The organism is Kitasatospora sp. NPDC097643 (assembly GCF_040302625.1).
GTDB lineage: Bacteria > Actinomycetota > Actinomycetes > Streptomycetales > Streptomycetaceae > Kitasatospora.
The window spans coordinates 1-18,547 of sequence record NZ_JBEOSA010000021.1 but is presented as its reverse complement, the minus strand read 5'-3'; the positions used below and the strand labels follow the sequence as shown (position 1 = coordinate 18,547).

Below are 18,547 nucleotides of genomic sequence, written 5' to 3'. Positions count from 1 at the left end.
CGAAGGCCCGCCCGGCCGGTGGCAAGGGCCTGTCGCCACACTCCCGCCTGCTGGGCGACGCCGGGGCACGCGCCTCGCCGCGTTGTCGTCGGTCGCCAATGCTCCGCAGTGGCTCCCTCCTCCGCCTTGCGATGCACGCACCCCAACGGCGCCCAGCCCGCCCTCCGGGCGGACGACGGGAGTGTGGCGACAGGCCCTAGGCTTCCTCCCATGACCGCGACTACCGGCCGCCGCCTGCTCCTGGTGCACGCGCACCCCGACGACGAGTCGATCGGCAACGGCGCCACCATGGCCCGGTACGCCGCCGAGGGCGCCCGGGTGACCCTGGTGACCTGCACCCTCGGCGAGGGCGGCGAGGTGATCCCGCCGGAGCTGGCCCACCTGACGGCCGATCGGGAAGACACCCTCGGCGAGTACCGGATCGGCGAGCTGACCGGGGCCATGCGCGCCCTCGGCGTCGAGGACGTCCGCTTCCTCGGCGGCCCCGGGCGCTACCGCGACTCCGGGATGATGGGCGTGCCGGACAACGACGTGCCCGGCTGCTTCTGGCGTGCCGACGTGGACGAGGCGGCCGGCCACCTGGTGGCGGTGATCCGCGAGGTCCACCCGCAGGTGCTGGTCACCTACGACGAGAACGGCGGCTACGGGCACCCGGACCACATCCAGGCGCACCGGGTCGCGATGCGTGCGTACGAGCTGGCGGCCGATCCCGCCCACCGCCCGGAGCTGGGCCCGGCCTGGCGGATCGCCAAGGTGTACTGGAACCGGATGCCCCGCTCGGTGATCGAGGCCGGGCTCGCCGAGACCGCCGCCGAGGCGCCGTTCCCGGGCGTCGCGGAGCCGGGCGACGTCCCCGGGGTGGTGGACGACGCGCTGGTCACCACCGTGCTGGACGGCGCCGGGTACGCCGGGCGGAAGGCGGCCGCGATGGCCGCGCACGCCACCCAGATCACCGTGGACGGCGCCTTCTTCGCACTCTCCAACGACCTCGGCCAGCCGCTGATCGCCACCGAGTACTACCAGCTGGTGCGCGGCCAGGCCGGGCCGGACCGGCCGGAGACCGACCTGTTCGCAGGCCTGGACGACACCGCGCCGACCGCCGCCACCCGTGCCGCCGCCACCGAGGAGAGCGCCCGATGACCGAGCCCGCCGACGCGCCGCCGCGCCGCTCGTTCCCGGCGAACCTCCTCGGCACCCGCGAGGAGCGGCTCGCCGAGGCCCAACCCCCGCTCACCGGCCGGATCGCCGCGTACGTCCTGCTCTTCCCGCTGGGCGTCGCGGTGTCGGTTTGCGGATCCTTTGTGCAGGCCTTGTGGCCGCCCGTGGGAGTTCTGCTGGCGCTCGCCGCGACCGCCGGCACCTTCTACGGCGGCCTGCGGATCACCGGGACGCGGCTCGGCGCCGCGGTGCCCGCGGCCGGCTGGTTCCTGGCGATGCTGCTGATGATCGTGCCCCGGCCGGAGGGCGACAACGTGCTGTGGTCCAACGCGACCTCGCTCGGCTGGCTGTTCGCGGGCTCGGTGCTGGGCGTGATCTGCGCCACCCTGCCGACCCGTACCAGCTGGTTCCCGGGCGTGCCCGGCCCGCCGCGCTGACCCCGGCCGGACCCGGCGTACCGGCCCGCGCACGACGCGCAGTCAGGACCACACGGCCGTACTCTCATAACGGAGGAACCGGACGTATCAGGATCTGTCCGAACCCGTTCGCCGCTCAGTTCTTCCCAGTATGGTGGTGCCGCAGAACGCCGTACCCGACCGCCGCCCGTTTCCAGGCCCGGCGACCACGAACCGCGGTCGCGCCGCACGGCCCGCCCGCGAACCCGGAGCAGAGCAGCATTGAGCAGCCGCGAATCTGACAACGCCAACCCGACGCCCCGGCGCACGGGTCCGGACGCCTACCCGTCGGGCACCCCGCCCTACGGCACACCGGGTCTGCCCGGCGGCGACCGGGCCGCGGCCGGTGCCGCCCAGGGCGCCGCGTCGGGCGGCGAGGACGAGACCCCGAAGACCGAGACCACCCTGACCACCCGGGTGCGGATCAACATCCCCGGCTCGCGTCCGATTCCGCCGGTCGTGGTCCGCAGCACCGTCAAGAACGAGGACGGCCCGGGCGAGGACGCCCCGCCGGCCGAGCCCGGCGGCCCGCGCCACCGCTCCGCCGCCACCTCCCCCGTCCTCGGGGTGGTGGACGGCGGCGCCGCCCGCACCGCCACGCCGCCCAACCTGCCGCCGGAGTGGGAGATCCCGCCGATCCCGCCGGCGACCTCCGAGTCCGAGTCCACCGGCGCCTGGTTCCGGCCCCGGCAGAAGAAGGGCGCGCCGGTCGCCGAGCCCGTCCCGGCCGGCGCGCCGGCCGCGCCGGAGGCCCCGGCCGCGCCGAACGGTGCCGCCGAGGCCCGCCCGAAGGCCGCGCGCCCGGCGGGCACCCGTCCGAACGGTGCCGGCCCGGCGGGCGCCCCCGCTCCGGGTGCGGCCCGGTCGAACGGCCGCCCGCTGCCCGCCCAGGGCCAGTCGTCGAACCCGGCCGCCGCCTCGGCGCCCGCCCCGCGCCGCTCCGGCGCGAACGGCGCGCCCGCCGCGCCGTTCGCCGCCGGTCGCGGTGGGCAGGCCCCGGCGGAGGAGCCCGGCGTGTACGAGCCCGTCGACCCGTTCGCCCCGGCCCCGGCCGACCCCTTCGCCCCGGCGGGGCCCGACGGCGGCCGGCGCGGCCCGCGCGGCGGCGGCCCTCAGAACGGCCGGCGTCCGCAGAACGGCCAGCGCCCCGACACCCGTCCGCAGGGCCCGGCGGCCGGCCGCCCGGCCGCGCCCGGCGAGCCGAGCGCGGAGGACACCTCGGTGGACGGCTTCGAGCCGATCCGCGAGGACGGTCCGCCGCCCGCCGCCATATCCAGCCTGCCGCAGAACGGCGCCGCGCCCGGTGGCGACGGCCGCCCGCAGCCGGGCCTGTTCGCCTCGGCCCCGGCCGGCGCCGACCCGTTCGCCGCCCAGCGCCCGGCCGGCACGCGCCCCGGCGCCCCCGGGCCGGACGCCCCCGGCGGGCTGTTCCCCGGTGCCCCGGGTGCGCCCGGCGCCCCCGGCGACCCGTTCGCCCCCGCCCCCGGTCGGTCCCGCCAGCCCGGCCAGGACCCGGAGGCCACCGAGTTCACCCCGCTCCCGGTGCCCCCGCCCGGCCCGCGCCCGGAGGCCGGCGAGGCCCAGCCCGCCCCGGCTCCGGCCGCACCGCAGCCCACCAAGGCCGCGCCCGCCAAGGCCAAGGCCAAGGGCGGCGCCGGCAAGAAGCTGGTCAAGCTCGGTGTCTACGGCATCGGCGGTGTGCTCTTCCTCGGTGCCGCCGCGTACGGCACCGGCCTGATGCTGAACCAGTCCGACGTCCCCAAGGGCACCGTGGTGCTCGGCACCGACATCGGTGGCAGCAGCCGCGACCAGGCGATCCACCAGCTCGACGAGAGCGTCGGCAAGGTCGGCCAGCAGCCGCTCAAGCTGAAGGTCGGCGACCAGACGCTGGACCTCGACCCGACCGTCGCCGGGCTGGCCTTCGACACCACGGGCACCGTGGACGGCCTCACCCAGCACAGCTACAGCCCGGTCGACGTCATCAAGTCGCTGAAGGGCGGCACCAAGACGGTCGCGCCGGAGGTCAAGGTCGACCGGGCCAAGCTCAAGGCCGCGCTGGACACCCTGGCCGCCGGTTCGGGCCAGGGCCTCCAGGAGGGCTACGTCAAGTTCGGCGACAACGGCGACCCCGTCGTGGTGCCCGGCCGGGCCGGGCAGGCGGTGGACTCGGCGAGCGCCGTCGACGCGGTCGAGCAGGCCTACCGGGACCGCGCCGCCGGCAAGCCCGAGCAGCCGGTCGCCCTCGCCGTCACGGCCGCCCAGCCCAAGATCTCCACCCAGGCCCTCCAGGCCGCCGCCGACAGCCTCGGCAAGTCCGTGGTCAACGGCAACGTGCACATCCTGGCCGGCACCACCAAGAAGTGGGACTTCGGCCGGCAGACCGCGGCCAAGGCGCTCACGCTGGTCCCGGACGCGTCCGGCAAGATCGTGCCCAAGTGGGACCTAGACGCGCTGAACGCCCAGCTGAACGGCGTCTTCGACAAGGTGAAGATCAAGAAGAACGGCCAGACCGTCGCGATCACCCCGCAGGACGTCGCGGACGCCGTCATCTCGGTGATCGACAAGAGCGGCGACAAGGACCGCACCGTCAAGTTCACCGTCGCCTGACCGGGTTCGGCCTGCCGCCCGACCCACCCGCACGCCGCCGAGCGGCGGGCCGGCCTCCCCCATCCGGAGGTCCCGGCCCGCCACTCGACAACTCCCCCCTCCGGTCAGCAAGATGTGACGCCACACCTTCCGCCACATCCACCTCGGGGAGCACGCCGATGAGCCGCCGCCTCCACCACCGGACGGCTCTGCTCGCCGGTCTCACCGCCGTCTCGCTCTCGCTGACGCTCTGCTCCTGCGGCTCCGGCAGCGACAGCAGCAGCGCCGCCGGCGAGGCGGTGCCGACCGCCGCACAGGCGCCCAAGCTCACCGCGGTGGACATCAACCCGCGCGACCGCTCCCAGCTACGCCAGGGCGGCACCCTGAACATGGCGATCGCCCAGTTCTCCCACCAGTGGTCGCCGATCCACAACGACGGCAGCGAGTCCTCGACCATCAGCGTCACCAAGCCGTTGCTGCCCACCTTCTTCCGCTCGGACGCGGCCGGTACCCAGACCGTCAACCCGGCCTACCTCCAGGACGCGCACGCCGAACTGAAGGACGGCCACCAGGTGGTCACCTGGACGCTCAACCCGAAGGCGCACTGGTCCGACGGCACCCCGATCACCTGGCGCGACATCGAGGCCAACTGGCGCGCCCTGAACGGGAAGGACCCGGCCTACCGACCGTCCAGCAGCACCGGCTTCGAGCTGGTGACCTCGGTCGAGCGGGGCAAGGACGACTTCCAGGCCGTGATGACCTTCGACCGGCCGTTCTCCGAGTGGCAGTCGATGTTCAACGGCGCCGCCAACGCTCCGCTGCTGCCCGCCAGCCGGCTCGCCACCCCGGAGCTGTTCAACACCGCCTACCTGGACGCGATCCCGGTCACCGCCGGCCCGTTCAAGGTCGAGCAGCTGGACCGCGCCGCGCAGACCGTCACCCTGGTCGCCGACCCCTCCTGGTGGGGCGACAAGCCGATGCTGGACAAGATCGTCTTCCATGCGATGGTCCCCAACACGATGGCCGCCGCCTTCGCCAAGGGCGACATCGACCTCTACAACAACGGCCCGGACGTGGCCGGTTACCAGACAATCCGGAACACCAGGGGCGCCGCCGTGCGCCGCGCCGGCGGGCCGGACTTCCGGCAGTTCACCCTGAACGCCCGGACACCGCTGCTCAGCGACGCCACCGTCCGCCAGGCCGTCTTCCAGGCGATCAACCGGGACGCCGTCATCCGCTCCGACCTCAACGGCCTGGACTGGCCCGCCGTCCCGCTCAACAACCACCTGCTGGTCGCCAACCAGAACGCCTACCGGGACAACTCCCTCGGCCTCAGCCGCTACGACCCCACCGAGGCCGCCCGCAAGCTGGACGCGGCCGGCTGGAAGCTGGACGGCGACGTGCGGAAGAAGGACGGCCGCGAACTGAACCTGCGGATGGTCATCCCGGCCGGGGTCACCCAGGCCCAGAACGAGGCCGCGAGCGCCACCAGGATGCTCAAGGACGTCGGGATCAAGGTCACCACCGTGACCGCGGCCGCCAACGAGTTCTTCGACAAGTACGTGAACCGCAACGACTTCGACATCACCGCCTACTCACTGCTCGGCACGCCCTTCCCGGCCACCGGCACCCGCTCAAACTTCGCCCAGAACGGCGGCACCAACCACGTCGGCGCGGGCAGCCCGGCGGTGGACGCCGCCCTCGACCGGGCCTCCGCCGCCACCGACGCCGCCACCGCCTTCGAGGCCATCAACCAGGCCGACGGCGAGCTGTGGAAGGTGGCCGGCATCCTCCCGCTCTACCAGCGCCCGCAGCTGTACGGCGCCCGCGCCAACCTCGCCAACATCGGCGCGCAGGGCCTGTCCGACATCGTCTGGGAGAACGTCGGCTTCGAGAAGTGAGCCGGCCCTCCTGGGCCGTCCCGGCCGGCCCGCCGGACGGAGCCGGGCCCCGGGTGTGCGGACGCACCCGGGGCCCGGCGGTCTCGGCCGGCCCGGTCAGCCAGCGCCGATCACGTCCCGGACCTCCGCGAAGTGGCAGGCCGACTGGTGCGCGGCCGGGCCGCTGAGCACCTCGGGCACCGCCAGCAGCGGGACCTCGGTCGAGCAGCGCTCCTCCGCCTTCCAGCAGCGGGTGCGGAAGCGGCAGCCGGACGGCGGGTTGGCCGGGGACGGCAGGTCGCCGCTGAGCAGGATGCGCTCGCGCTGCTCCCGCCCGGTCGGGTCCGGCACCGGCACCGCGGACAGCAGCGCCTGCGTGTACGGATGGGTCGGGTGGGCGTAGATCTCGTCCTCCGTCCCGATCTCGACCATCTTGCCGAGGTACATCACGCCGACCCGGTCGGAGATGTGCCGGACGATCGAGAGGTCGTGCGCGATGAACATGTACGACAGCCCGAACTCGCCCTGGAGCTGCTCCAGCAGGTTGATCACCTGCGCCTGGACGGACACGTCCAGCGCGGAGACCGGCTCGTCACAGATGATCACCTCCGGCTTGAGCGCCAACCCCCGGGCGATGCCGATGCGCTGGCGCTGGCCACCGGAGAACTGGTGTGGATACCGGTTGATGTACTCCGGGTTCAGACCCACGACGTCCAGCAGGTCCTGAACGGCCTTGCGACGGTCACCCTTCGGCGCCACCTCCGGGTGGATCTCGAACGGCTCACCGATGATGTCGCCGACCGTCATCCGCGGGTTCAGCGAGGTGTACGGGTCCTGGAACACCATCTGGATGTTCCGCCGCACCGCCTTCAGCCCCGCCCCCGACAGCCGGGTGATGTCCTGCCCCTTGAAGCGCACCTCGCCGGCGGTGGCCCGCTCCAGGTTCATCAACACCTTGGCCAGCGTGGACTTCCCGCAGCCGGACTCCCCCACGATGCCCAGCGTCTCCCCCTTCACCAGGTCGAAGGAGATGCCGTCCACGGCCTTGACCGCGCCGACCTGCTTCTTGAAGAGGATGCCCTGGGTCAGCGGGTAGTGCTTGACCAGGTCCCGGACCTCCAGGATGGCCTCAGCCATGGAGGGTCTCCTTCCAGAAGTGGCAGGCGCTGCGGCGGCCCGGCAGATCGGCCCCGTCGGCGTCCAACACCGGGACGAGCGCCGGGAGTTCGGTCAGGCAGCGGTCCTGCACCCGGTCGCAGCGCGGGTTGAACGCGCAGCCCTGCGGGATGCGCAGCAGGCTGGGCGGCAGGCCCTTGATGGCGTAGAGGTTCTGCCCCTTCTGGTCCAGCCGGGGGATCGAGGTGAGCAGCCCGCGGGTGTACGGGTGGGCCGGACGCGCGTACAGCTCGTGCACCGGCGCGGTCTCGACGATCCGCCCGGCGTACATGACCGCGATCTTGTCCGCGACGTCGGCGACCACGCCGAGGTCGTGGGTGATCAGGATCAGCCCCATGTGGAACTCGTTCTGCAACTCGGCCAGCAGGTCCATCACCTGGGCCTGGACGGTCACGTCCAGCGCGGTGGTGGGCTCGTCCGCGATGATCAGGTCGGGCTCCATGGAGAGCGCCATCGCGATCATGATGCGCTGGCGCATACCGCCGGAGAACTGGTGCGGGAAGTCGCCCACACGCTGCTTGGCGGCGGGGATGCGCACCCGCTCCATCAGCTCGATGGCCTTCTCCTTGGCCTCCTTGCGGGTGGCGCCCTGGTGCACCCGGAACATCTCGCCGAGCTGGTAGCCCACGCTGAGCACCGGGTTGAGCGAGGAGAGCGCGTCCTGGAAGATCATCGCGATCTTCCGGCCGCGCACCGCCCGCCGGGCCTTGGCGCCCATGGTCAGCAGGTCCTCGCCGCGGAACAGGATCCGGCCGGCGGTGATCCGCCCCGGCGGCATGTCCAGGATGCCCATGATCGCCTGCGCGGTCACCGACTTGCCCGAACCGGACTCGCCCAGCACCGCCAGGGTCTCGCCCGCCGACACCGAGTAGCTCACCCCGTTGACGGCCTTGGCCACGCCGTCCCGGGTGACGAACTCGACGTGCAGGTCGTCGACCTCCAGCAGCGGCGTGCCCGGCTCCAGGTTCTCCCGGCGTCCGCCGATCACCTCCACCGCGTCCATCCGCGGCCCGCCGTCCCTGGTGCCGGACGGCTTCGTCAGGTCAGCCATGGTTCGCGGCCCTCCTCAGCGCAGCTTGGGGTCGAGGGCGTCGCGGACCGCGTCGCCGAGCATGATGAACGCCAGCACGGTGATGCTCAGCACGGCCGCCGGGAAGAGCAGCACGTGCGGGGCGTTCAGGAAGCGGGACTGGGCGTCGCTGATCATCAGACCCCAGGAGATCGCCGGGGACTGGATGCCGATGCCCAGGTAGGACAGCGCGGCCTCGGCGCCGATGAAGACACCGAGGTTGATGGTGGAGACCACGATCACCGGGGCCACCGCGTTCGGCAGGATGTGCCGGGTGACGATCCGTCCGGTGCCGGCGCCGAGCGCGCGGGCCGCGACCACGTAGTCGTTGTGCTTGTTGGAGATGACCGCCGAGCGCATCAGCCGGTAGATCTGCGGCCAGCCGAGCACCGCCATCACCGCCGAGACCGTCCAGGCGTTGCCCTTCTGCCAGGTCGACATGATGAGCATGCCGCCGAGCAGCAGCGGGATCGCGAAGAAGATCTCGGTGATCCGGGAGAGCAGGCTGTCCCAGAAGCCGCTCAGCCAGCCGGCCAGCAGGCCCAGCGCGCCGCCGACCAGGACCACCAGCGAGGTGGTCAGGATGCCGACGATGATCGAGTTGCGGGCGCCCCAGACCGTCCGGGTGTAGATGTCGCAGCCCTGGACGTCGAAGCCGAACCAGTGGTCGGCGGAGGGGCGCTTCAGCGAGGAGGCGAGGTCGCAGAACCCGGCCGAGTTCGGGTCCTTGTCGGTGAACAGCCCCGGGGCCACCGAGAGCGCCACCATGAACAGCACCAGCAGCCCGCCGATGATGAACAGCGGATTGCGCCGCAGGTCGTACCAGGCGTCGGTCCAGAGGCTGGCGACCCGCTCCTTGCCGTCCTTGCCGCCCCGGCCGGCCGGGGCCGGTGCCGGGGCGGTGGCCGTACCGGCGGCCTGGGCGGGGATCGACACCGTCGCGTCGTCGTTCTTCGTCGGCTCACTCATAGCGGATCCTCGGGTCAAGAACGGCGTAGAGCAGGTCGACCACCAGGTTGGTGAACAGGTACACCATCACCAGGGCGCTCACGATGCCGACCACGATGGTGCGTTCGCGCAGGTAGACGGACTGGAAGAGCTGGTGTCCGATGCCGGGGATGTTGAAGATGCCCTCGGTGATGACGGCACCGCCCATCAGCCCGCCGAGGTCCATACCGAGGAAGGTGACGATCGGGATCATCGCGTTGCGCAGCCCGTGCCGCACCACCACCCGGACCGGGCTCAGCCCCTTGGCCACCGCCGTCCGGACGTAGTCGGCCCGCATCACCTCGATCAGGCTGGTCCGGGTGAGCCGCGCGATGTACGCGAGCGAGGTGGAGGCCAGCACGTAGGCCGGCAGCAGGTACGACCGGAACCCGGCCTCCTCGTTGAACGAGACCGGGAAGAAGTCGATGCCGTAGTCGGTGTTGAGTTTCACCCCGAGCAGCAGCTGGAGCACGAAGCCGATCACGAAGGTCGGGATCGAGATGACCATCAGGGTCGAGATCAGCACCAGGTTGTCGATGAACCGGCCGCGGCGCAGGGCCGCGACCACCCCGGCCACCACCCCGACCACCATCTCGACGCAGAGCGCGGTCAGCGCCAGGTTGATGGTGTACGGGAAGGCCCGCGTCATCACGTCCACCACCGCGTTGCCGCGGTAGTCCTGGCCGAAGTCGCCCTTGAACAGACCGATCAGGTAGTTCCAGTACTGGACGAAGAACGGGTCGTCCAGGTGGTACCGGTCCCGCAGGATCGCCACCACGGTGGGATCCGTCCGCCGCTCACCAGCCAGCGCTTGGATGGGGTCGCCAGGCAGCAGGAAGACCAGTGCGTAGATCAGGAAAGTCGCGCCGAGGATCACAGGTATGGCCTGGATGACCCGACGGACCACGTAGCGGCCCATGCGGCCTCCTCGCGGTTCGGGGCACGCCACTGACGGGCGGTGCGGGGATTTCCCGCACCGCCCATCGGGGCGTGCCGATCAGGAGAGGGTCAGGCGAGCTCGACGCTGGCCAGGTCGATCCGGTTCTGCGCGTCCACCACGACGTTCTTGACGTCCTTGGTGTAGGCCGAGGAGAGCATGTAGGTGTAGACCGGGATGTACGGCAGTTCCTTGACCAGGACGTCGTCGGCCTGCTGGTAGAGCTTGATGCCCTCGTCCTCGGTCTTCGCCTGGTCCGCCTTGTCGAGCAGCGCCTCGAAGTCCTCGTTGACGTAGCCGCCGTAGTTGGAGCCGTTCTCGATCGCGACCTTGGAGAAGATCGGGCGCAGGTAGTTCTCGATGGACGGGTAGTCCATCTGCCACGCCATGCGGAACGCGCCCGAGTACTCCTTCTTGCCCAGCGCGTCCAGGATCTTGCCGAACTTCTCGAACGGCTTGAAGGTGACCTCGACGCCGAGGTTGTTCTTCAGCTGGTTGCCGACGGCCTCGATCCACTCCTTGTGGCCGCCGTCCGCGTTGTACCCGATCTCCAGCTTGTTGCCGGGCAGGCCGCCGGCCTGGGTGAAGAGCTCCTTGGCCTTCGCCGGGTTGTACTTGGCGGCGTCGCCGAGGGCGCCCTGGCGGTAGCCGGGGATGATCGGGCTGATGAAGTCGGAGGCGGGGACGCGGGTGCCGGAGAAGATCGTCTTGCAGATCGCGTCGCGGTCGATCGCCATCGAGATCGCCTTGCGCAGGTCCGGGTTCTTGAACGCCGGGTTGGTGGCGATCGGGAATCCGATGTAACCGACACCGGATTCCGGCCGGTAGATGTATCGGTCGCCGAACTCCTGGGAGACGGTCGCCAGTGCGGAGATCGGCAGCTTGTTGGTGATCTGGATGTTGCCCGCGCGCAGGTCGTTGTACGACGTTTCCAGCTTGTCGTAAATCTTGAAGGTGACCGAATCCAGCTTCGCCTTTTTGTCCGAGGCCGGGAAGGCGTCGTACCGCTTGATCTTGATCTGCTTGTTGTGCTCCCAGGCGCCGTCCATCTGGAACGGGCCGTTGCCGATCGGCTTGTCCCCGAACGCCTTCGGGTCGGTGAAGAACGCCTTCGGGAGCGGGTAGAAGGCGTTGTACCCGAGCATGGTCTTGAACTGCGAGAACGGCGCCTTGAGGGTGACGGTGAAGGTCTTGTCGTCGACGACCTTCAGGCCCTTGAGCTCCTTGGCGGTGGGCTTCTTGTCCTTGCCCGGGGCCAGCTCGTCAGAGCCGAGGATCTTGTCGAAGAACGGCATGCCCTGCGCGGCGTTGTCCTGGTTGGCGCCCCAGTTCCAGGCGTCCACGAAGGACTGTGCGGTGACCTTCTCCCCGTTGTGGAAGGTGTAGCCGTCCTTGAGCTTGATCGTCCAGACCGTGGCGTCCTGGGTCTCGATCGACTCGGCGACGCGCAGCCGGGGCGCGGTGGTCTTGGGGTCGTAGTCGATCAGACCGGCGAAGATCGCGTTCTCCACCTGGGCACCCTCGGACTCGGCCGTGTTCTGCGGCACCAGACCGTTCTGCGGCTCACCCGACTCGATGCTGATCGAGCCGCCCGTCTTGCCGGTCCCGCCGCTCGCCTGCGTCGTGGTCTTCTTGTCGTCACTCGTGCTGCACGCGGAGATCGCCAGTGCCGCACACGCCGCGAGCGCGGTCAAACGCATCGTCTTGGTGAGCCTCATTCAACTGCTCCTCGTTTTAGGGGCTTACGAACGAACGGCGCCCCACCAGTCGGTGTGCCGGGCATGGCGGGGATCGACATCTCAGGGCCGAACCGCACAGTTGGCGAGGTGACCACTGATACGCGCAGAGCAACTATCGATCACCCGACCCCACTTGTGGAATCCACGTCACGTCTCTTTTCAATTACGCGCGAGGGCAGGTCGGACAATGGTCGCCAAATTCCCGCATTTCGCATCCGGAATTATCCGTTCCAGGCATCGAATACCGAACGCCGCGATCCGGTATTCGCGCGTTTACGTGGCGTAATGATCTTTTTCGCGGCATTCCCGCAGCACAACGGCAGGGCGCGCCCTCGACCGAGGACGCGCCCTGAACTCCCGCCGCCGGCGCGGCGTCAACCGAATCGTTACCCGGAGGCGCCCCCCGGCCCACCGGCACCGTTCTCGCGCTCCGCCGCGCTCTGCCCGTTCTCGCGCTCCGCCGCGCTCTGCCCGTTCTCGCGCTCCGCCGCGCTCTGCCCGTTCTCGCGCTCCGCCGCGAAGTGACACGCCGACTCGTGCCGGGCCGGCCCCTCCAGCCACGAGGGCGCGATCAGCAGCGGCACCTCCACCACGCACCGCTCCTGCGCCTTCCAGCAGCGGGTGCGGAAGCGGCAGCCGGACGGCGGGTTGGCCGGCGAGGGCACGTCCCCGGTGAGCACGATCCGGTCCCGGCTCTCCCGGGCCGTCGGGTCCGGCACCGGCACCGCGGACAGCAGCGCCTGCGTGTACGGGTGGGTGGCGTGGTCGTAGATCTCCGCGTCGGTGCCGATCTCGACGATCTTGCCGAGGTACATCACGCCGACCCGGTCGGAGATGTGCCGGACGATCGAGAGGTCGTGCGCGATGAACATGTACGAGAGGTTGAACTCGCCCTGGAGCTGCTCCAGCAGGTTGATCACCTGGGCCTGGACGGACACGTCCAGCGCGGAGACCGGCTCGTCACAGATGATCACCTCCGGCTTGAGCGCCAACCCCCGCGCGATGCCGATGCGTTGACGCTGACCGCCGGAGAACTGGTGCGGATACCGGTTGATGTACTCCGGGTTGAGCCCGACCACGTCCAGCAGGTCCTGGACGGCCTTGCGGCGGTCGCCCTTCGGCGCCACCTCCGGGTGGATCTCGAACGGCTCACCGATGATGTCGCCGACCGTCATCCGCGGGTTCAGCGAGGTGTACGGGTCCTGGAACACCATCTGGATGTTCCGCCGCACCGCCTTCAGCCCCGCCCCCGACAGCCGGGAGATCTCCTCGCCCTTGTACCGGACCGACCCGCCGGTGGCCGGCTCCAGGTTCATCAGCACCTTGGCCAGCGTGGACTTCCCGCAGCCGGACTCCCCCACGATGCCCAGCGTCTCGCCCTGCATCAGGTCGAAGCTGACCTCCTCGACCGCCTTCACCGCACCGACCTGCTTCTTGAAGACGATGCCCTTGGTGAGCGGGAAGTGCTTGACCAGGTCCCGGACTTCGAGGATCGGCTCGCCGCGCGGCACCTGCTGGGCGAAGGCGACCTCCTCCGGCACCGCCGCCCCCAGTGCACTGGCCCCGTTAGCGGTCATGGAGGGTCTCCTTCCAGAAGAAGCAGGCGCTGCCCCGCCCGGCCAGCTCGGTTCCGTCCTCCTCGGTGACCGGGAACAGCTCCGGCACCTCGACCCGGCAGCGGTCCTGCGCCCGCGGGCAGCGCGGGTTGAACGCGCACCCCGCGGGGATCCGCAGCAGGTTGGGCGGCAGGCCCTTGATCGCGTAGAGCTCCTGGCCCTTCTGGTCCAGCCGCGGGATGGAGTCCAGCAGGCCCCGGGTGTACGGGTGGGCCGGACGCGCGTACAGCTCGTGCACCGGCGCCGTCTCGACGATCCGCCCCGCGTACATCACCGCGATCTTGTCCGCGACGTCGGCGACCACCCCCAGGTCGTGGGTGATCAGGATCAGCCCCATGTGGAACTCGGCCTGGAGCTCGGCCAGCAGGTCCATCACCTGGGCCTGCACGGTCACGTCCAGCGCGGTGGTGGGCTCGTCCGCGATGATCAGGTCCGGCTCCAGGGCCAGCGCCATCGCGATCATGATGCGCTGGCGCATACCGCCGGAGAACTGGTGCGGGTAGTCGTTCACCCGCTGCTTGGCGGCGGGGATGCGCACCCGGTCCATCAGCTCGATGGCCTTCTCCTTCGCGTCCTTGCGGGGCGTCCCGTGGTGCGCCCGGTACATCTCGCCGAGCTGGAAGCCCACGGTCAGCACGGGGTTGAGCGAGGAGAGCGCGTCCTGGAAGATCATCGCGATCCGCTGCCCGCGGATCTTCCGGCGCTCCTCCTTGCTCATCTTCAGCATGTCCTGGCCCCGGAAGCGGATCTCCCCGCGCGGGATCCGGGCCGGCGGCATGTCCAGGATGCCCATGATCGCCTGCGCGGTCACCGACTTGCCCGAGCCGGACTCACCCAGCACCGCCAGCGTCTCCCCCGCCCGGACGCTGTAGTTCACCCCGTTGACCGCCCTGGCCACGCCGTCCCGGGTGACGAACTCGACGTGCAGGTCGCGCACGTCCAACAGCGGCCCCTCGTACGGGGCCTCCCGCTTCGGCCTGGCGGTTTCCTCAGCTGTGGTCACGATGCGTTCCCCTCGCTCAGCGAAGCTTCGGGTCGAGGGCGTCGCGCACCGCGTCGCCCATCATGATGAAGGCCAGCACGGTGATGGAGAGCGCCGCGGCCGGGAAGAACATCACGTACGGCGCCGTGCGGATCACCTTCTGGGCGGAGGAGATGTCGATGCCCCAGGAGATGGTCGGGTCCTGGAGGCCGATCCCGAGGAAGCTCAGCGTCGCCTCGGTCGCGATGTAGCCGCCGAGCGCGATGGTGGCGACCACGATCACCGGAGCCACCGCGTTCGGGAGGATGTGGCGGAACATCAGCCGCCCGGTCCCGGCGCCGAGCGCCCGGCCGGCCACCACGTAGTCGGCCTGCTTGACGGTCAGGACGGCGCCGCGCATCACTCGCGCGATCTGGGTCCAGCCGAGGACGACCAGCGCGAGGACCACCGCCCACACCGTGCGGCTGGAGAAGCCGTTCAGCAGCACCAGGGCGCCGAGCAGCAGCGGAATGCCGAAGAAGATGTCGATGATCCGGGAGAGCACCGCGTCCACGCCGCCGCCGAAGTAGCCGGCCACCATGCCGGTCAGCCCGCCGAGCAGGGTGACCCCGGCGGTGACGAAGATGCCGACCGTGATCGAGGCGCGGGCGCCGTAGATCACCCGGGCGTAGATCGACCGGCCCTGCGCGTCGTAGCCGAACCAGCCGGCGCCGAAGAAGTCCGTCCAGTCCGGCCGCTTGAGGTAGTCGTGCACCAGGTCGGCCTTGCGCGGGTCGGCGTCGGTGAACGCCCACGGGAAGATCGCGATCAGGACCAGCAGCACGATCAGCACCGTGGAGATCAGGAAGATCGGCCGCCGCCGCAGGTCCCGCCAGGCGTCGCCCCAGAGGCTGCGGGCCTCCTCCCGCTTGACCACGTCGGCCTCGACCAGGGTCTCCTGCTCGACCGCCATGCCCTGCTCGCCCGCGTAGTCGAGGCGGTCGACACCGGGCTTGGGGTGCCGCTCGTACGAACTCTCGTCGTGCACGTCAGGCATAGCGGATCCTCGGGTCCAGGACCGCGTAGAGCAGGTCGACGAGCAGGCTGGCGACCAGGTAGACGATCACCAGGACGGTGACGATGCCGACCACGGTCGGGCCCTCCTTCTGGTTGATGGCCCGGTACAGGACGTTGCCGACCCCCTGCACGTTGAAGATCCCCTCGGTGACGATGGCGCCGCCCATCAGCGCGCCGAGGTCGGTACCGAGGAAGGTGACCACCGGGATCAGCGAGTTGCGCAGCAGGTGGCGGCTGACGATGGTCCGCCGGGGCAGCCCCTTGGCGACCGCCGTGCGCATGTAGTCGGCCCGCAGGTTCTCGCCGATGGAGGTGCGGGTGAGGCGCGCCACGAACGCGAGCGAGAGCGAGCCGAGCACGATCGCGGGCAGGATCAGCTGGGAGATGTCGGTGGAGTCCTGCACCGTTGGTGTGACCCAGCCCAGATTGGTCGCGAAGACCGTCTGGGCGATGTAGGCCAGTACGAAGACCGGGATCGAGATCACCAGCAGGGTGAGGATCAGGACCGCCGTGTCCCGGACGCTCCCGCGCCGCATGCCGGAGACCACGCCGAGCAGCAGGCCGAAGATCACTTCGAAGCCGAAGGCCAGCAGCGCCAGCCGGATGGTCACCGGGAAGGCGTCGGCCATGATGTCGCTGACCGGACGGCCGGTGAAGCTGGTGCCGAAGTCGCCCTGGAAGAGGTTCCCCATGTAGTGCAGGTACTGCTTCCAGACCGGCTGGTCGAGGTAGTACTTGTGTTTGAGGTTGGCCACGACGGCGGGGTCGGCGGCCTTCTGCCCGAACAGCGCCGAGACCGGGTCGCCCGGCAACGTGTAGACCATCAGGAAGATCAGCAGTGTGGCCCCGAAGAACACGGGGATCATCTGCAGCACCCGCCGCAGCACGTAACTGCCCATCCGAGCCTCCTTCCTAGGTGCCCGGGCCCCGCCCCCCGTGCGGGGAGGGCGGGGCCGGCGCGGGGGTGGGCCTCAGCTCTTGACCTCGACCTGGGTCCAGGCCGGGTTGCCGAAGGAGTCGAACTTCACGTTCTGGACCTTGGTGGAGTAGCCCGAGTTGGTGCGGTAGTACCAGAGCGGGATGGCGGGCATCCCGCTGGGCAGCACGGCCTCCGCCTGCTGGTAACCGGTCACCGAGGCCTGGATGGTGTCGGCCTGGTCCGCCTGGGTGGACAGCTGGTCGAACTGCGGGTTGCTGTAGCCGAAGTCGTTGGACGCGGCCCCGGTGCGGTACACGTCGGCGAGGAAGTTGGCGTTCAGCGGGTAGTCCTGCACCCAGCCGGTCCGGAACATGCCGTCGACCTGGTGGCCGGTGATGGCCGCCCGGGCGGTCTTGAAGTCGGGCTTCGGGTCGCCGACGCACTCCACGCCGGTGCTCTGCCGGATCGAGTTGCAGACCGCGTCGACCCACTCCTTGTGGCCGCCGTCCGCGTTGTAGACGATGGTCAGCTTGTTGTTGGGGACGCCGCCGCCCTGGGTGATCAACTGCTTCGCCTTGTCGGCGTTGAACGTGCAGAAGTCGCCGCACTGGCCCGCCTTGTAGCCCTCGACGCCCTCGGCGACCCACGCGCTGGCGGGGCTGCGCGAGCCCTGGAGGACCGTCTTGGTGATGGTGTCGCGGTCGATCGCCATCGAGATGCCCTGCCGGACCAGCGCCTTCTCCGGCGCGGCCCAGTCCGCCTGGTACAGCGAGAAGCCGAGGTTCTGGATGGCGCCCTGCGGGGAGTCGACCGCCCGGTCGCCGAGGTCGCTCTTGTACGTCGCCAGCGCGGAGGGGGGCACCTGGTCCATCACGTCCAGGTTGTTGGACTGCAGGTCGGCGTAGGCGGCCTCGGACGTGTTGTACATCTTGAAGACGATGCCGCCGTTCTTCGGCTTGTCCACGCCCTGGTAGTCCGGGAAGGTCTTGGTCACCACTTCCTGGTTGTGCGACCAGCTGACGAACTGGTACGGCCCGTTGCCCACCGGCTTCTGCCCGTACCCGGACGGGTCGTTGAAGAAGCCGCTCGGGAGCGGCGAGAAGGCGATGTAGCCGAGCTTGTACTCGAAGTACGAGACCTTGTTGGTCAGCTTGATGGTGAAGTGCAGGTCGTCCGTGACGGTCAGGCCGGACATCTTGGTGGTGGCCGGCTGCCCGCTGGCCGGGTGGACGTCCTTGTAGCCCTCGATGTCGGAGAACCAGGAGCTGTTGATCTGGTTGTTGCTGGTGGTGGCGGCCCAGTTCCAGGCGTCGACGAAGTTGTTGGCGTGGACCGGGGTGCCGTCGTGGAACTTCCAGCCGTCCTTGAGGGTGACCGTGTAGGTCTGGGAGTCGCTGGTGTCGATCTTGTCGGCGACCTGCATCCGGAGCTTGGCGGTGCTCGGGTCGTAGTCCACCAGCCCCTTGAAGAGGTTCTGGATGATGCGACCACCGCCGACCTCGTTCGCGTTCGCGGGCTGCAGCGGGTTCTGCGGCTCGCTGCTCTGGTAGCTGAAGGTCTTGCTGGTGTCCGACGAACCGCCGCCCCCGCCACTGCTGCTGCACCCGGTGGCCACCAGGACCACGGATGTCGCAGCGGCGAGGACCCAACGGGCACGGGTGCCTGAAGGCATGAAAGGTCCCTCCTCATGGTGTGTGTCGCATCACACCCCATGAGAAGCGCGGCCCGGCGACGGCGCGAGTCGAGTACCCCCGGATGGGTGCGCCCACCGTCGCCCGGAGTTGACGAAACGCCGGAAGGGCCCGTGGCGGGAGGCCACGGGCCCTTCCGGGCAGGTCACGGGGACCGGGGATCAGGCCGCGGCCGTCTCCCGCACCTCGGCGAAGTGGCACGCCGACTGGTGCGCGGCCGGGCCGCTGAGCACCTCGGGCACCGCCAGCAGCGGGACCTCGGTCGAGCAGCGCTCCTCCGCCTTCCAGCAGCGGGT

General features: G+C 70.3%; 14 protein-coding genes and 1 pseudogene. 4 read left to right on the top strand and 11 right to left on the bottom strand.

What is annotated here, in order from left to right:
- The first annotated feature begins 210 nt into the window (after positions 1–210).
- The 4 genes from mshB to ABTY15_RS15930 all read left to right on the top strand — a co-directional run bounded on the left by mshB (position 211) and on the right by ABTY15_RS15930 (position 6,100).
- A complete protein-coding gene (mshB, locus tag ABTY15_RS15945) occupies positions 211–1,140 on the top strand; it encodes an N-acetyl-1-D-myo-inositol-2-amino-2-deoxy-alpha-D-glucopyranoside deacetylase (protein WP_350587435.1) in 930 nt (309 codons plus the stop codon).
- Positions 1,137–1,595 carry a DUF6113 family protein gene (locus ABTY15_RS15940; protein WP_350587434.1) on the top strand — a complete coding sequence of 153 codons (459 nt, stop codon included), beginning with the start codon at positions 1,137–1,139 and terminating at the stop codon, positions 1,593–1,595. Before mshB ends, ABTY15_RS15940 begins: the two co-directional genes overlap by 4 nt.
- Positions 1,596–1,835: 240 nt before the next feature.
- A complete protein-coding gene (locus tag ABTY15_RS15935) occupies positions 1,836–4,220 on the top strand; it encodes a peptidoglycan binding domain-containing protein (RefSeq protein ID WP_350587433.1) in 2,385 nt (794 codons plus the stop codon).
- Positions 4,221–4,378: 158 nt separating this feature from the next.
- Positions 4,379–6,100, top strand: a complete 1,722-nt coding sequence (locus ABTY15_RS15930; protein WP_350587432.1) for an ABC transporter family substrate-binding protein — start codon at positions 4,379–4,381, stop codon at positions 6,098–6,100.
- A 96-nt stretch (positions 6,101–6,196) separates the two neighbouring features.
- Here the strand turns inward: ABTY15_RS15930 and ABTY15_RS15925 are convergent, their stop codons facing one another.
- From ABTY15_RS15925 to ABTY15_RS15875, 11 genes and pseudogenes are all read right to left on the bottom strand, one after another.
- Positions 6,197–7,216 (bottom strand): ABC transporter ATP-binding protein, encoded by a 1,020-nt coding sequence (locus tag ABTY15_RS15925; RefSeq protein WP_350587431.1) that lies wholly within the window; start codon positions 7,214–7,216, stop codon positions 6,197–6,199.
- A complete protein-coding gene (locus tag ABTY15_RS15920; protein ID WP_350587533.1) occupies positions 7,209–8,258 on the bottom strand; it encodes an ABC transporter ATP-binding protein in 1,050 nt (349 codons plus the stop codon). The genes ABTY15_RS15925 and ABTY15_RS15920 overlap by 8 nt, the downstream gene beginning before the upstream one ends.
- Positions 8,259–8,321: 63 nt before the next feature.
- Entirely contained in the window at positions 8,322–9,293 is a 972-nt protein-coding gene (locus ABTY15_RS15915) for an ABC transporter permease (protein ID WP_350587430.1), read from the bottom strand.
- Positions 9,286–10,230 carry an ABC transporter permease gene (locus ABTY15_RS15910; protein WP_350587429.1) on the bottom strand — a complete coding sequence of 315 codons (945 nt, stop codon included), beginning with the start codon at positions 10,228–10,230 and terminating at the stop codon, positions 9,286–9,288. The genes ABTY15_RS15915 and ABTY15_RS15910 overlap by 8 nt, the downstream gene beginning before the upstream one ends.
- Before the next feature lie 89 nt (positions 10,231–10,319).
- Positions 10,320–11,966 carry a peptide ABC transporter substrate-binding protein gene (locus ABTY15_RS15905; protein ID WP_350587428.1) on the bottom strand — a complete coding sequence of 549 codons (1,647 nt, stop codon included), beginning with the start codon at positions 11,964–11,966 and terminating at the stop codon, positions 10,320–10,322.
- A 407-nt stretch (positions 11,967–12,373) separates the two neighbouring features.
- Positions 12,374–13,564: an ABC transporter ATP-binding protein gene (locus tag ABTY15_RS15900; RefSeq protein ID WP_350587427.1), complete on the bottom strand. Its 1,191-nt coding sequence runs from the start codon at positions 13,562–13,564 to the stop codon at positions 12,374–12,376.
- Positions 13,554–14,606, bottom strand: coding sequence for an ABC transporter ATP-binding protein (locus ABTY15_RS15895; protein WP_350587426.1), 1,053 nt, complete (start codon positions 14,604–14,606; stop codon positions 13,554–13,556). Before ABTY15_RS15895 ends, ABTY15_RS15900 begins: the two co-directional genes overlap by 11 nt.
- A 16-nt stretch (positions 14,607–14,622) precedes the next feature.
- Positions 14,623–15,537, bottom strand: coding sequence for an ABC transporter permease (locus ABTY15_RS15890; RefSeq protein ID WP_350587532.1), 915 nt, complete (start codon positions 15,535–15,537; stop codon positions 14,623–14,625).
- 76 nt (positions 15,538–15,613) lie between these two features.
- On the bottom strand, positions 15,614–16,540 hold the full coding sequence (locus ABTY15_RS15885; RefSeq protein ID WP_350587425.1) for an ABC transporter permease: 927 nt from the start codon (positions 16,538–16,540) through the stop codon (positions 15,614–15,616).
- 72 nt (positions 16,541–16,612) lie between these two features.
- The gene (locus ABTY15_RS15880) at positions 16,613–18,232 is read right to left on the bottom strand and encodes a peptide ABC transporter substrate-binding protein (RefSeq protein WP_350587424.1); all 1,620 of its coding nucleotides are present in this window, start codon (positions 18,230–18,232) and stop codon (positions 16,613–16,615) included.
- A 180-nt stretch (positions 18,233–18,412) separates the two neighbouring features.
- A pseudogene (locus ABTY15_RS15875) lies at positions 18,413–18,547 on the bottom strand (peptide ABC transporter ATP-binding protein); the annotation flags it as partial.